Annotated in this window: 11 protein-coding genes; 4 read left to right on the plus strand and 7 right to left on the minus strand. The window is 63.0% G+C overall.

All coding sequences use genetic code 11. From position 1 onward, the window contains the following. Window positions 1–195 precede the first annotated feature (195 nt). Window positions 196–483, minus strand: a complete 288-nt coding sequence (locus tag ACX4ZE_RS20385) for a hypothetical protein (RefSeq protein WP_480275072.1) — start codon at window positions 481–483, stop codon at window positions 196–198. Between the two features lie 149 nt (window positions 484–632). Here ACX4ZE_RS20385 and ACX4ZE_RS20390 point away from each other — a divergent pair, with 149 nt between their 5' ends. Together ACX4ZE_RS20390 and ACX4ZE_RS20395 are read left to right on the plus strand one after the other, a co-directional pair. After that, window positions 633–1,778, plus strand: coding sequence for an acyl-CoA dehydrogenase family protein (locus ACX4ZE_RS20390; RefSeq protein ID WP_480275073.1), 1,146 nt, complete (start codon window positions 633–635; stop codon window positions 1,776–1,778). Further along, window positions 1,762–2,424, plus strand: a complete 663-nt coding sequence (locus ACX4ZE_RS20395; protein ID WP_480275074.1) for a TetR/AcrR family transcriptional regulator — start codon at window positions 1,762–1,764, stop codon at window positions 2,422–2,424. The genes ACX4ZE_RS20390 and ACX4ZE_RS20395 overlap by 17 nt, the downstream gene beginning before the upstream one ends. A gap of 293 nt (window positions 2,425–2,717) precedes the next feature. On the opposite strand, the gene ACX4ZE_RS20400 is transcribed toward ACX4ZE_RS20395, so the two are convergent. Further along, window positions 2,718–3,119, minus strand: a complete 402-nt coding sequence (locus ACX4ZE_RS20400) for a cold-shock protein (protein ID WP_480275075.1) — start codon at window positions 3,117–3,119, stop codon at window positions 2,718–2,720. Window positions 3,120–3,386: 267 nt separating this feature from the next. Here ACX4ZE_RS20400 and ACX4ZE_RS20405 point away from each other — a divergent pair, with 267 nt between their 5' ends. Then, entirely contained in the window at window positions 3,387–6,446 is a 3,060-nt protein-coding gene (locus ACX4ZE_RS20405) for a tetratricopeptide repeat protein (protein WP_480275076.1), read from the plus strand. Window positions 6,447–6,491: 45 nt separating this feature from the next. Here the strand turns inward: ACX4ZE_RS20405 and ACX4ZE_RS20410 are convergent, their stop codons facing one another. Further along, a complete protein-coding gene (locus ACX4ZE_RS20410) occupies window positions 6,492–7,118 on the minus strand; it encodes a TetR/AcrR family transcriptional regulator (protein ID WP_480275077.1) in 627 nt (208 codons plus the stop codon). Window positions 7,119–7,434: 316 nt separating this feature from the next. On the opposite strand from ACX4ZE_RS20410, the gene ACX4ZE_RS20415 reads away from it, so the two are divergent. Continuing rightward, complete coding sequence (locus tag ACX4ZE_RS20415; protein ID WP_480275078.1) at window positions 7,435–8,766, plus strand: condensation domain-containing protein; 1,332 nt, start codon at window positions 7,435–7,437, stop codon at window positions 8,764–8,766. Between the two features lie 67 nt (window positions 8,767–8,833). On the opposite strand, the gene ACX4ZE_RS20420 is transcribed toward ACX4ZE_RS20415, so the two are convergent. Genes ACX4ZE_RS20420 through ACX4ZE_RS20435 form a run of 4 tightly spaced genes read right to left on the minus strand, consistent with a single transcriptional unit; the run spans window position 8,834 to window position 14,263 of the window. Further along, a complete protein-coding gene (locus tag ACX4ZE_RS20420; RefSeq protein ID WP_480275079.1) occupies window positions 8,834–10,159 on the minus strand; it encodes a pyridoxal-phosphate dependent enzyme in 1,326 nt (441 codons plus the stop codon). After that, window positions 10,159–11,709, minus strand: a complete 1,551-nt coding sequence (locus ACX4ZE_RS20425) for a type III PLP-dependent enzyme domain-containing protein (protein WP_480275080.1) — start codon at window positions 11,707–11,709, stop codon at window positions 10,159–10,161. The genes ACX4ZE_RS20420 and ACX4ZE_RS20425 overlap by 1 nt, the downstream gene beginning before the upstream one ends. Beyond that, complete coding sequence (locus tag ACX4ZE_RS20430; protein ID WP_480275081.1) at window positions 11,706–12,986, minus strand: heavy-metal-associated domain-containing protein; 1,281 nt, start codon at window positions 12,984–12,986, stop codon at window positions 11,706–11,708. The genes ACX4ZE_RS20425 and ACX4ZE_RS20430 overlap by 4 nt, the downstream gene beginning before the upstream one ends. Next, complete coding sequence (locus ACX4ZE_RS20435) at window positions 12,983–14,263, minus strand: aminotransferase class V-fold PLP-dependent enzyme (protein ID WP_480275082.1); 1,281 nt, start codon at window positions 14,261–14,263, stop codon at window positions 12,983–12,985. Before ACX4ZE_RS20435 ends, ACX4ZE_RS20430 begins: the two co-directional genes overlap by 4 nt. Window positions 14,264–14,357: the final 94 nt, after the last annotated feature.

The raw sequence follows: 14,357 nt of genomic DNA on the forward strand, positions 1-14,357 counted from the left end.
GTGTACGCACCCGAGAGGTTTGGGACGCGGTCGGCTGGTGGATGTCCACCGAGCATTACTGAGTCTGGCCTGTTCGATCATCTGTTTCCGCAACCTCATTCTGAACCGATCTCTACGCCACGTATTCGCGGTGGGTAGAGCCTGCAGGCGATCATGCCTGGTGCGAGTGCCCAGCGTACTTCGCGCTACAACCAGTCAAGGGTGGACAAGCTCGTGAGGAGAGCGCGGTACGAGCATGCGTAGCCACAGCTCCAGGTGGTCCAGGTTCGATCCGGAGATGGCAGTGAACGAGGCGATGCGGGTATTGGCGCGTTCATCGCATACCGCCTCCCACAATTGCACCGCGCCCCAGCCATGTCCGCAGGTGTGCACTGGCCCGCACGGACTGGTGGCCACGATCACCGCGAAGAAGTCCTCGGCCAGCTGGTCGAGAAGATACTCGGACAGGTCTCCGGCGACGATCGAATCACCACGCCCGCGCACATCGTAGGCGATGATATCGGTGTGCTACGGCGGTCGCTGACTCACCCCGCGGTTTCTCGGATCCAGAGTTGTTGACTTGTTGCCAATAGTTCGGGAATCTGGAGTCGAATGCCGATGAAGTCGGCGTGCGAAGAGCAAAGGATCGAGCGATGGCACGTGCGGCATGGAGTGACGACGAAGTCGAGGCATTACGCGACCTGACGAAGGCCTACTTCGAAAAAGAAGTCGTCCCCTATGAGGAGAAATTTGTCGGGCAGGGGCACCCAGACCGTGCGCTCTACCATCGCGCGGGTGAACTCGGGCTGCTGTGCCCTTCGGTTCCGGTCGAATACGGTGGCGGAGGTGGCACGTTCGCGCACGAGGCCGCGATCTTGGAGGAGCAGGCGCGCGCGGGTGACGGAGCTATGGGCATCCCCGTGCACAACGCGATCGTCGCACCCTACCTCGTTCACTTCGGTTCCGAAGAACTCAAGCAGCGGGTGCTGCCAAGAGCCGCAGGCGGTGAGCTGTTGCTGGCGATCGGCATGACTGAACCGGGTACCGGCTCCGACCTGCAGAGCCTGGAGACACGCGCAGTGCGGGAAGGGGACGAGTATGTGATCACCGGGTCGAAGATCTTCATCACCAACGGCCGACTCTGCGACGGCATCCTCATCGCAGCCAAGACCGACTCGTCCAAGGGGGCGTCGGGGGTGTCACTGCTGTTCGCTGAAGTCGGCGACGACACCCCAGGATTCACGCGTGGACGCATCCTGAACAAGATCGGCGGCAAGGCCCAGGACACTGCCGAGCTGTTCTTCGACGGCCTGCGTGTGCCCGCGGCCGATCTGCTCGGGGGAGTCGAGGGGCAGGGCTTCTATCAGATGATGCAGATGCTCGCGCAGGAACGTCTGGTCACCGCGATCCTCGCGGTCGTCATGATGGAGAACGCGGTACAGCTCACCATCGACTACACCAAGGGACGTGAGGCGTTCGGCAAACCACTGTTCGCTATGCAGAACACCAAATTCGAGCTCGCCGAGTGCGCGACCATCGCCAAGGTCTCCCGTGTCTTTCTCGACGATTGCATCAGCAAGCACCTGCGTGGCGAACTCGACATTCCCACCGCTGCCATGTCGAAGTACTGGTTGACCGATCAGCTGGGTATTGTGGTCGACCGCTGCCTGCAACTGTTCGGCGGCTACGGCTATATGACGGAGTATCCGATTTCCCAGCTCTACACCGGCGCCCGCGTCCTCCGCATCCTCGCCGGTACCAACGAGGTGATGAAGGATCTCATTGCCCGGTCTCTCTGATACCAGGGGTGCGATCGCGGACGGTGGCGTCTACTCGGTGCCACCGCGCCGTCGTCGCCTCGAACCCGACGAGCGGCGGGCCCAGATCCTGGGCTGTGCGATCGACATGTTCGGTGAGCGGCCGTATGCCGCTGTCTCCACTGCGGAGCTGGCGCGGCGGGCCGGGGTGGCTCGCGGTCTGATCAACCACTATTTCGGCAACAAGCGCGATCTCTATCTCGCGGTGGTGCGGCGAATGGTGACGCTACCAGAATTGGACGACATAATCGTGCCGACGGGCACCGAGCGGGAACGTGTCGATGTCAGTGTGGACTGGTTGCTCGATACCATCGCCGAGCATGGCATTACCTGGGTGAAGGTGACCAGTCACGAGGGCGTCGGTGACGATCCGGAGGTGCAGCAGATCCTCGATGCCGCCGACGACGCTGCGGCCGAGCGGTTATTGCTGATGATGGGGCTTGCCGATTCGGCACACAGTGCTGAACTGTGCGCGATGGTCCGTGCTTACGGCGGGCTGGTCAAGGTCGCGGGCCGCGAATGGATCACTCGCGGCACTCTCACTCGTGCGCAGGTCCATGAGCTGCTGTGCGACATGCTGCTGACCCTGGTCACCGAATCGCTGCCGAAGGTGGACCGTGGCCAGTGAGCCGACGTCGGACGAACCATTATCCGATGTGCGCGACTCGGCGGTACGCGTGGTGGCTCACCCGGCATCCTCTACCGCCCTATTTCGGCTCGTGGTTCAGGCCCGGCTCATACGGCGGTAGAGGGTGGATCTGGCCGACATCGATCGGACGGGCAGCATTGCCGGTGGATCCACGCGGTCCTTCCCTGGGGCCGGTCCGCATCCTGTCTACGCCGAGTACCGAACAGAAGCGTCGGTGCGCGGTCGTAACCTGATAGTAGTCGGGAGCTTCGACAGGATGCGGACTTCGCGGCTCAGTTTTCCAGCCAACCGTGCTGATCGGCGAATGCGGTGAGCCGGTCGCGGATGGTGAGAATCTCGCCCGCGGTGAGAGCGGGGCTCGCGTCCAGGAGCAACTCCGTGATCAGCCGTTTATGCTCGGCGACGGTGAGATGTCCCTCCTCCGGCTTGTCCTTTCCCTTGTGTCGAGGAAGTGGAGCGGACTGTCCGCCGACCACATTGAGATTGACCGCCTTGGGCCCACGGTCACCTTCGGTGACCTCGAATTCGAATACTCGACCCTGGCGCAACTCGTCCTCGTCCAGACCGATGTCATTGACGTGGACGAACACGTCCGGTCCGCCGTCCTCCGGTCGAATGAATCCGAATCCTCTAGAGCTGTCGAACGACACCAATTTCCCGATGGACACCAACACCCGCTCCTCATTGCTGTAACTACGTAGCTACTCTAGTACGCGCCCCGATTGCTATCGGAGGATAGCGCCTTTTATAACGAGTTGAAAACAGCTAGTCCTTGCCAGGTCGTCCCGCTCACCGATTCGCCGATGCCTTCGGCGCTATTGGGCACGGTGAGGTTCGCATTCGCTACCCTTGTTTCCCGCAGCCCTTTTCGACCTTCGGGAGTCCAGGACAGGCACGATACCCATGCGGGCCGTACTCCGCTGCACGGGTATGTTTCTTGCATGGGAGGACGGCTCGCCCTGGTAGTGGGTTCGGAGTGCACGGCGCTGGGGAGATTGGGGTTCGTCGAAGAACTCGCCGAACAGTTGTACACGAGTCTGACCGGGAGGGGTGGTTGGCAGCCGGTGAGCGGTATCGACGGTCCTGTGTTGAATCCTACTATCGCGCAACTATTCGCCACTGTCGATGTAGCGTTCGCCGCAGCGTCAGAACAGCAAGCCACCCTGCTGCTCGGTTTCGTCGGGCACGGTGTGGCGACCAGTGCGGAGGACTTCTTCTTGCTCGGTCATGATTCACCGGAGGTGCCGAACTCGCATACCGCGTTTCACCTGACCCAGGAGATCAGAGAGCGTCTCGGCCGTACCGCGCTGGATGGGCTGGTAGTGCTCATCGACGCCTGCGAAGCAGGGCAGGGGGTTCAGGGCGCCGCGCGCCGGTGGACCGATCTGCTCGCGCGATCGAGTGGGCGCATGGAGCTGTTGGTCGCTTCTGGCGACGGACCCGCGTATTCGGGATGCTTCACCAAGACCATGCTTGCTACCTTCGATACCGGCCTGCCGACGCGGGGGGAGAACCTGCTGCCCTCGGACCTGGTGGACCCGGTTGCGATGCACTGCGTATACCAGCAGCCGCAACACCTTTCCTTCAATTCCGGAGCGGTATCGACGGCGCAGGGTGCCGATCCGGGGCTGTGGCTGGTGCCGAATATCGCACGGCACCGAGACGCGGTGAGTGGGCGTTCCGCTGCCGGGCTGCTCGATCAGCTGACCCGGAGTCTGTTGGTGACCCCTGTGGTGCGGGAACGGCTCGACGCGATCGTCGACTCGGGAAATCACCGTCTGCGCGCTTTGGTGGGTCCGGCGGGTACGGGAAAGTCGACATTGTTGGCCATGTTGATCCGGCCGAGTCTGGTCGATGGGCTCGCCCTCACCCCCGAATACATCACCGCTGCGGTGTTTCTGACGGTGAACAGTTCGGTGGAGTCGGTTGCCGAGGAGTTGTCCGCGCAGCTCGACGTACGTTTGCCCGGTTTCACCGAGGCGGCGCGTGCCGCTCGCGCGCATTGGGACAGGGATGAGGTAGACATCTTCGACGCTTTGGTCCGGCACCCTCTGGCGCGCATGTCCGCCGCCGGCCGTCGGGTCACCCTGGTGTTCGACGGGCTCAACCAGTCCCCGGCGGGGGCGAGGCGCCTGCTGGTGTCCGTGATCGCTGATCTGACCCGGTGCGAGGATCTCCGGCATGTGCGGGTGATTGTCGGTTTCCGGCCTGGTTACGGCGTCGATGTCGACCCGGCGCTAGTGCACATGCATAGGATCGCAGTCGAAGAGCCCGCCGCCGACGATATCGCCATGGTGGTGCAGTCGGCGCGAGGAACGACGCCGATCGGCCCAGTCGACTGGACCGGTTGGATCCAGCAGCTACTTGCCGAGACTCCGACAGACAAGAGCGGTTCCCGGGTGGTGTCGGGCGGTTGGTTGCTGGCGCGCATCCTGCTGGAGATCGCCGCAGGGCTGACTGATAAAGCTGTCGCCGCGGGAATTGGACTCGATCGGGTTGTCGCGCTGCGGGTGGAGACGGCGTTGCGTGCGGTGGACGCCGAGACCGCTGAAGCGACCGGCGCTTTGCTCGGGGTTTTGTCGGCGGCGGGCGTCGGTCCGGTCCTGCCGCTGGAGCTGCTGGACGCGGCCCTGCTGTCCTTGGGTGTAGATCTCAGCACTGCCCGGATTCGCGATATTGCTGTGAACCTCGGCGCGTTGATCACGCGTAGCCATCCCGGCACCATGAACGAGTCGATCGGTGTGACTCACAGTGCGCTGCTGTCCGCGCTGTGCGGGGAGGATGGTCGGCTCGGTATATCGCTCGTGGATGCCCACCGTGCCCTCATCGCGGCGATCCAATGCGGTTCCGGTGCCGGCGTCGCGGAATACGCGCGTGGGGCTGCCGTGCGCCACTGCCTGGCCTACGGTGACTCCGCCTTGGCGATCGGCTTTCTGTCGAAGCTGGAAACCGGGAGATCGGCTGATGATCATGACTTGTGGGCCGCATGGCTACCCGACTTCATCGAGACGCTCGGCCCGGAGCATCCCGACACCTTCATCACACGGGGCCGGTGTGCCCACCACCGCGCCGAAAGTGGCGATCTGCTCGGCGCCATCGCCGATGTCGAACAGTTGCTCGTCGACCGGCTGCGGGTCTTCGGCCCCGATGATTCGAATACGCTGCATACCCGGTACCGGCTGGCGAGTTACCGTGCCCGCTGCGGTGACTACGCGGGCGCGGGTGCGGAATTCGAGCAGCTACTTGTCGATCAGGTGCGCCTGCTCGGTCCCGATGATCTCGAAACTCTGCGCACCAGGAACAACCTGGCCTCCCACCGTGGCGACATCGGCGATTTCGCCGGTGCCATCACGCGATTCGAGAGCCTGCGTGATGACCGTGCCAGGGTTCAGAGTCCGGATCATCCGGATACTCTGAGCACCCGCAACAGCTTGGCGTACTGGCGTGACCACAGCGGCGATCTCGTCGGCGCGCGGACCGAATTCGAACAACTGGTAGCCGACTCGTTGCGGGTTTTCGGGCCCGCCCATCCCGAGACGCTCGGTGCGCGCAACAACCTCGCGGCATTTCGCGCCCGCAGCGGTGATCTAGAAGGGGCTCGGGCGGAGTTCACCCGACTGTTCGATGATCGACTGCGTGCCCTCGGTCCAGATCACCCCGACACCCTGCTGACTCGCGGACAGCTGGCTGCCTATCGCGCGGACAGCGGTGATCTCCTCGGCGCGATCGGTGATCTCGAGGAACTCCTCGCCGATCGGTTGCGGGTGCTCGGTCCCGATCACCCTGACACCCTTGGCACCCGCAACGACCTCGCCACCTGCCGTGCCCGCGCCGGCGATCTGCCTCGCGCGGTCGCCGATCTCGAGGTACTGCTTGCCGCGGAATTGCGTGCTCTCGGTCCCAAGCACACCGCTACCGCCCGAACCAAGGAAGCCCTGGCCTATTGGCGTGGTCGGTTCGGGAATCAGCTGGACAGCTCCGGACCGAGGTCTCGGAAATGATCCGCCCGCTTCGGCAGGCTGTATCGGAGACCGACAGGTGTGCGCTCACGAGCGGTACATTGTGCGATATGCGGTGAGCGTCGCGACGCAGTGCTCGATGACTTGTTCCCTGGTCGCGCGCAGCGAGCCGTTCAGCCATGCCGAGAACATGCCTGCGTTACCGCTGGCCATGGTCACTGCAGCAAGCCTGCGTTTGACCGGGTCGTCGATATGACCGAACAAATGGTCCCGCATGATCCGGGTGAATACCGGCATCACTGTGAAGGTGGTCTGGCCCAGGCCGGTGCTGGAATACGGTTCGACCAGAAAAAGTCGTGATTTGCGCGGGTCGGCGAGCACTTTGTCCACCAGGATCTCCGATAGCGCGCGGTCACGGGATGGGTCGTCCGCGGCGGTGAAAGCTGTCATCGGCGCCAGGAATTCGTCGGCGACTTGGCGGTAGAGTACGTCGAGCAGTTCGTCGCGGCTGGCGAAACTTTCATAGAAGTAGCGGTCGGTGAGGTTGGCATGGCGGCACACCGCGCGCATGGTGACTCCGCTCGCGCCCGCCTCGCCGATCAGATCGAGGGCGGCTTCCAGCAGTGCCGCCCGGCGAGTCTCCCTGCGTTCGGTGAGCGTTGTTCCGCCCCAGAGCCGCGGGCTCCCATCATCTGATTCTCGATCTGTGCGCACGGCCCAACGATAGTGCCTGACGGTAGTCCTACTCGGCCCACGGTGCTGCGCTTCGAGTCTTGCGAAACGGACCCCGCACGGTCATATGCTCGTAACTGTCGATTAACTCGCACTTGTTAGCTTCCCCGAATTCGTCGGTGATTCCAGGTGGAGGCAGGTGCGTATGAACGACTCCGCTGCCGTGCTCTCGGCGAGAGCGGTAGCTGACGGGCCCTGGCGCAAAGATGCGCGCGGTAGGTGCCGAACGGGCAACTTTATCATAATCCCGCTGCCTCGTCGAATTCTACCGCTGACCCGTAGACGACATCCTGCGCATGTGCCGCTCGCGCCTGCGCAGGAGCGGATGTGGTATGCCGCGCGAAGCGGGAGATCGAGTGATTGGAATGTCGCTCGAGCGGTGCGGTTGTCCGGTCCTGAGCTGCAACCCGAGGCGCTCGTCGCGGCGATCGGTGACGTGGTCGCCAGACACGAGCCGCTGCGTACCCGTTATCCGGCAACCGCTTCGGGGCCGGCCCAAGTGGTCGTACCGGTGAGTGAGGCCAGGGTGCGGCCTGTGCTCGTTACCCTCGACGAAGCCGAATTGCCGCATCGTATCGCGGAACTCGCGGCGAGTGAATTCGATCTGGCCGCTGACCTTCCGCTGCGAGCCGGGTTGTTCGCGCTCGGGCCACAGGACATCGTGCTGGTGCTGGTCGTGCACCACATCTCGCTCGATGGTCGTTCGATCGCCCCGTTGTTGCGTGATCTCATCATGGCCTACTCCGCCAGGAAGGTAGAGGCCGAGCCAGCCTGGTCTCCACTACCGGTCGACTATATCGACTACACCTTGTGGAAGCATGCCCAGCTCGGTGACTATTCGGATGAATGGAGCCGAGCCACGCAACAGCTGCGCTACTGGGCCAATACTCTGGCCGGTCGGACTGCGGTGCTCGAATTCCCCTACACGTGCGCGTTTCCGGCCCGTGAGTGCAGCGTGGTGGGGGAGATGGTACCGGTCGCGTTCGATTCCGGCGTACACCGCGCGCTGCTCGACCGCGCGTGCGAGACACAGGCCAGCCTGTTCATGGTGCTGCAGGCTGCGTTCGCGGTGGCGGTCGGCACGTTCTCCGGCAGCGCCGATGTCACTGTGGCCACCACAGTGGCGGGCCGAGACCATCATCTGCTGGATGATCTGGTCGGTAACTTCGCCAACGACGTGCTGATGCGCGTACGTCTCGACCGCGCAAGCGATGTGATTGAGTTGCTCGAGCAAGTGCGTCAGGTAGCATTGGACGCTTTCGCCCACCCCGATACGCCAGGTCGACGGCTGAAACGGTGCTTGCCGGAAGACGTGACCTGCCCATTGTTCCAGGCAACGCTCATCCTCCAGCGCGGTGCGACGGGCTTGCTTCCCGCCGCCAACGCGGACATCGGGCTGACCATCACCGAGATCGACACCGGTGTGATCCGTGCCAAGCACGATCTCGAATTCGGTTTGCTGGAGCACTATGACGAGGCAAGCGCACCCATGGGCATCGAAGGGGCGCTCATCTATCCGACCGCTCGGTTCGAGCGTGGCGCGGCGATGGCCTTCGTCGAAATATTCACTACCATTGTGGAGTCGATCGCCAACGGATACGTTGGCCCGCTCATCGGTCTTCGCCCATGACTATATGCCGAGACCATATACCGAGTCTCGGTAGCAGGATGCGGTGCTCGGAACGGTATGTCGGAGGTCAGCCGCGTTCCATGGGAAACCCCGCGTCGCGCCAGGCGACGATACCGCCGGCCAGGCTGGCGGCATCGTATCCGGCTTGCCGGGCACGCGCGGCGAACCGCAGCGACAGCTCGCCTACGGGGCAGACGAAGACCACCGGTCTTGATCGCGGAAAGGGGATGCCGTACCCGAACATATCCTCGAGCTGATCGTCCCGAATGTTCAGCGCGCCGGGTACATGGCCGATACGGTACGCCATCGCGCCTCGGGTATCCACGATGGTCGGTCGGTCGGTCCGGTCCAGTCCGGCGAGCTGCTCCGGAGAGAGAGACGGTGTCGTGGCCAACTCGGCCGAGCTCGGCTCGGAGTCGCGTCCGGCGCGGCCGAACAGGTCCGGTCGACGCTTTTTGACATAGGACAGGTACGGCTCGAGGCGATCACAGATGATGATCACCGCGATGATGGGGTCTTGCGGATCTACCTCCGAGGGGTCGAGCGCACCGAGTATTCGCAGTGCGGCGGCATAACTCGCGCCGCTCGTCGGGCCGGCGAGAATGCCGTAACCGGTTGCCAGGCGCACTGTCGCGTCCACGGCGTCACCTGCCGCCATAGGGACGATCCGGTCGTAGAAATCGGGTCTGAACAGTCCGACATCCCACATTTCGCTTTCCGATCGGATACCGGGAATGAAGTCCGACCGGTCGGATACCACTGCGATGGTGCGCAATGCGGGATTATGCCTACGCAAGTAGGTGGCGACGCCACGAGTGGATCCGGTGGTGCCGAGTCCGCCGATCACGTAGTCGACCCGAAAAGTACCATCGGCCGCGAGGTCTTCGTGGATCTCGCGACCGGTACCGTGATAATGAGCTTCGACATTCTTGTCGTTAGTGTATTGCGACAGATGGTGATACGTACCGGGATGCTGTGCCATGGTCGACTCGATCGCCGAGTAGACATCGTTCGGCGTAGTCGGGTCCGGGCATTCGGACAAGCCGGGCAGTTCCACGATTTCGGTCCCGAACAGCTGCAAGAGTTCACGGATCTCGGCCACTTTGATCCGATTGGTCACCGCGCGCAGGCCTATGCCGTACACCGCGCCGAGGACGCGCAGCGCCTTGGCCGTATTCCCACTGGACGCTTCGATAAGGGTCTGTCCAGCGGCACGGATCTCATCCACCTCATTGCGGATCATGCCCCATGCCGCCCGATCCTTGACCGAACCGAATGGGTTGTGCGACTCCAATTTCGCGTATAGCTGGACGTTTCGCAACCCGTGCACTGTGGGATCGAGCCGGAGCAAAGGGGTATTGCCGATGAGTTCGGTGATGTGGTCGTAGCGCATCAGCGGACCTCGCCGGAATGGATCGGCGCAGTGGCACGATGGGCAGTGTGCGGCGTTCTATGGTGCGACAGCGCAGGCTCGGCGCGGATATCCGGTTCGTAGTCGGTGTCGCGGATGAACCGGAAGCCTTCGGGGCTATGAGTGACGGCGATTTTCGCAGGCAGCGGATGCATCGAGGCCATCGTCGCGGACAGGTCCGTGTGATAGGCGGCTGTGTTCGGGAATACGATCGGATCGCCGGGCCGGGGCCGGAAAGGCAGCCACACCTTGTGATTGGTGATCAGATCTCGTTCCAAGCACAATCGGCCGGCGAAGTACACACCGACCGGATCGGAACCGAGTTCGATTCCGGTGGTGGGTGTCCCCGAGCCACCGGCCTGAGCGGGCCTGTCCGATATACGGGAGAGCAGGATCGGATCGACCATGACTTCCTGGTCGGCCGGCGTCACCGCGTCGCGACTGAGATCGACATGCACCAACACACTGCCGTCGGCGACCTCCTTGACGAACTCGACTGTAGCCACTGTGATGCCCGCGTGGTCGACCAGCGCTTTTCCCGGCTCCAGCCACACATCCAGTATGTTGTCCCGCGTCACTTGTGCCACGGTGCGCCCACCTTGGCGTTCGAGCGGTGCGGTCAGCAGATCGTCGAGCATATCGGCCGCGGGGACGGTGTTGGCATATTTGTGGAAAACCGGTGTGCCATGCACGCGGCCACCGACGACGTGATAGCCGAAAGTATTGTTGCCCCAACTCATCGGTGCACCGCGGCCGAGCAATGACTCGCGCAGCGCGAGTACGTAGGCATCGAACTGCTCGGCGTCGGCGGTGAACACCTGACGAAATCCGCCACCGATATCGAGCACCGACGGTGACAGTCCACGATCATGCCCCTGTTCGATCGCATGGAGACACGCGTCGATCGCACGGACTCGCTCGCCGAGCTCGCCGGAATCGAGGTGAAAGGCGAAACCGAGGAAGTCCAGCCGATTTCGATGTGCAGACAGCAGGTCGAACGCCTGTTCCAAGTGCGCGATCGGCATGCCGAACCGGGTTACCTGTCCGATGTCGAATCCACCGATCCGCAGCAGTACCGGAACCTGTGCGTGCTTTCCGGCGAGTTCGGCGATCCTGCCCAGTTCCCACAGGTTGTCGACGTTGATGGTCACCTTGCGGTCGATCAGCTCGCGTAGAAACGCTTCTCCTTTCGGTCCAGTGACTTCGATACGCGCCGGATCGAAACCGACGCTGAGGGCGCTGGCGAGTTCGTGCGGTGAGGCAACGTCGATCGCGATGCCCGAATGCTCTGCGGTGCGGACCAAGGCACGAGACCGGTTCACCTTGTGCGCATAGCAGATCCGATATCGAGACAGCCTTCTGTCCAGCACTTCGCGCAGTTCGGCGAGATTATCCGAGTAGACCTGCGGGAATATCAGATGTGCCGGAGAGCCGAACTCCGCCAAGGCTTCCGCGACGAGGCCTGGGGTATCGAGGAAGTCGTTCACCAGCGGATGCAGCTTCGCAGGCAGTGCCGGAGCCGCCCCCGTCACAGCGTGGCTTCCGGTGTCGAGAGGGATGTTGTCCGGATCGTAGGGTCCGGCTGCTGCGCGACCGGGTTGTAGCCGCCGTCCCTGATCGCCTCGAATGCTCGGGCCCGGTTGCGCGGACTGCGGAACTCGGCGACCACCCGCTTGCTGTCCAGGTCGATGTCGACTACGTGGACACCCATCGATTCCAGTACTCCACCGATCGTGTGAACACAATGCTTGCAGGTCATGTCCGGTACATAGAACACCTGGTCGGTAGCGGTACAGCCGGTGGCCGTCTCACTGCGTTCCGCATCGACTTCAGCGAGCACACAGCGGTCGACGATCTCGGTGAAGGTCGTGACGAACCGATCGATCACGTCCGGGAGAATGCTGTAGTACCCGCTGTCGAACCGATGCGGGGTGGCTGCCAGGCAGGCAGGGCGGACGTCCGTGGGCAGCAACGCGTACTGTCGGGAGATCAGATCGAGCTCCTCGTGGTACTTGGTAACGGCCTCCTCCACCGTGAGACGCTCAGTGGTGGTGGCCCGGCGCATCACGGCATGCGCTTCGGCAATGGTCGCGTCCTTCATCGCGCGCAGTGTCCGCACTGTCTGCGTCGAATAGCGGACCGTGCCGTCGGGCTGAGGGACAAGTGTCGCCGGAATCATTCCGCGCCGATAAGTAGCCGCCTGCAACTCCCAGTACCATCTGGTGGCCACTGCGGTGAACAGGCCGGAAGCACGTATCCCCGTTGCGAATTCGACGGCACCACGATAGGGGGTCTGTCCGGCCAGCAGTGCATGCTGGGCCAGCGTACGTCCGGCGGCTTCGATACCGACTCGGAAGATATCGCGCGGATCGCGATCAGTCGTCGTCCCGGTCAGCACCGCGTGTTGCCGTGGACTGAGTTGCGAGACGCGCTCGGCGAAACCCAGGTCCGTGTCCAGCTCCCGCCACAATGCGAGGACGGTCTCACGCATCGCGATCGGCACCGAGGGGCCGAGACCGTCGGCATGGAAGTACCCGGTATTCGGGGTGCCATCGCTGTCGTTCCAGACGATCCTATGTGTAGCGCTGGTCACCTCATCGGCGCGGCACGGTCGCATGAAGCGCTCCAAGTATAATCGCTGCGAATAAGTGAGATGACTGCCTCGCTCGCGGCGCAATGCGGTGCGCACGAACTCGAAGCGGTGTGGTGGTCGAGGCGATATCGGCACGGTGAACAGCTTGGGATAGGCCAGCTCGCTCAGCGCCCTGGAGGCCATTCGACGGTCATAGCTCGGGGTATCGATACTCACATGATCTCCTCGGCGATGGACCGCACGCATGTGACGAAGTGATCTATCTCGTCGAGGGAGTTGTAGATATGCGTGCTGACCCGCACTGAGCCCATATCGTCGCTCACGGTCGGAAGACACTGCGCACCCGTGCGTACCAGGAAGCCCAGTCGGCTCAGTACGAATCCCAGATCGGTTGCCGAGATCCCTTCCAGTGTGAAAGAGACGATGCCGTAGCCGGTCGCGTTCACCGCATGGGCTGGTCCGGGTAGGAACACGAGACCCGGAACCGGCCGTAGGCCGCTGATCAGGCGTGCGGTGAGGGCGCGATTGTGCATTGCGATAGCGCCGATGCCGAACGACTCCAATACTTCCAGTGCACTGCCGAGTGCGAGAATACCGGGGATATTGGGGGTGCCGCCCTCCAGCAGGCCGGGCATTTTCCCAGCGGTCAGCCCGGTCTCGTCCAGCCGCACCTCGGAGTTGCCGCCGGGCAGGAATGGCATGAGATAGTCGTGCACACGCCTGTGGCAGTAGAGGATTCCGGTGCCAGGTGCGCCGAACATCTTGTGTGCGGAAAAGATCGCGAAATCCGCGCCGAGCGTGGTCATATCGACCGGAAGATGACCACCACTCTGTGAGCAATCGAAGCACAGCAGGATGGCGGGGTCGATCCGCCCGCGCAATCCCGCCAGGGTGCTGAGCCCGCCGAAAACGTGGTGCAGGTGACTGGTCGTGATCAGCCGGGTGCGTGGCGTGATCTTGGCCAGAATGTCGTCGGTGTCTGCTTCGCCCACGTCGTTTACTCGATAGGGGATCAGCTCGATGTGACGACCGAAACCGGCGAGCAGCCCGCGTAGATGAAGCCATGGATACACATTCGAGGCATGATCGTCGGCGTTGTAGAGGATTTCCTCGCCGTCGGCGAGTGCGACTAGCCCCCAGGTCAGCGCGACGGCGTTCACCGCGGCAGTGGCTCCGCTGGTGAAGACCACCTCATCCAGATGTTCGGCACCGATGAAAGCGGCGGTCTGCTCCCGGACACGGGTGATCCGCGCGGTGAGTTCGGTGGCCCATGGATAAGTGCCGCGACCCACATTGGCGGTGCTCGCACTGTGATAGCGGTGGATCGTCTCGATGACCGGCAATGGTTTCTGTGTGGTCGCGGCGCTGTCCAGGTAGACTTCCGAGGTATCGGTGAGCGCCGGGAACAACGCACGCGCGGTGGCTTGTCCGGGTACCGATAGCCAGGGCTGCTCTGTGCGGGTTTTCGGTGATCCCGAGGCCGGGTATCGCACCGCGACGCTCCCTTCCTCAACTGCTCGGACGCTACCCACGATACGCATTCTTGGTATGAACTTCGAAACTTTGGCACGGGCAAAGTATTTGTGG

The sequence above is a fragment of the Nocardia sp. TBRC8007 genome (genome assembly GCF_056629435.1).

Coding starts and splice junctions, on each gene's coding strand:
- ACX4ZE_RS20390 (WP_480275073.1), top strand. CDS start 633: ATGGCACGTGCGGCATGGAGTGACGACGAAGTCGAGGCATTACGCGAC.
- ACX4ZE_RS20405 (WP_480275076.1), top strand. CDS start 3,387: ATGGGAGGACGGCTCGCCCTGGTAGTGGGTTCGGAGTGCACGGCGCTG.
- ACX4ZE_RS20420 (WP_480275079.1), bottom strand. CDS start 10,159: ATGCGCTACGACCACATCACCGAACTCATCGGCAATACCCCTTTGCTC.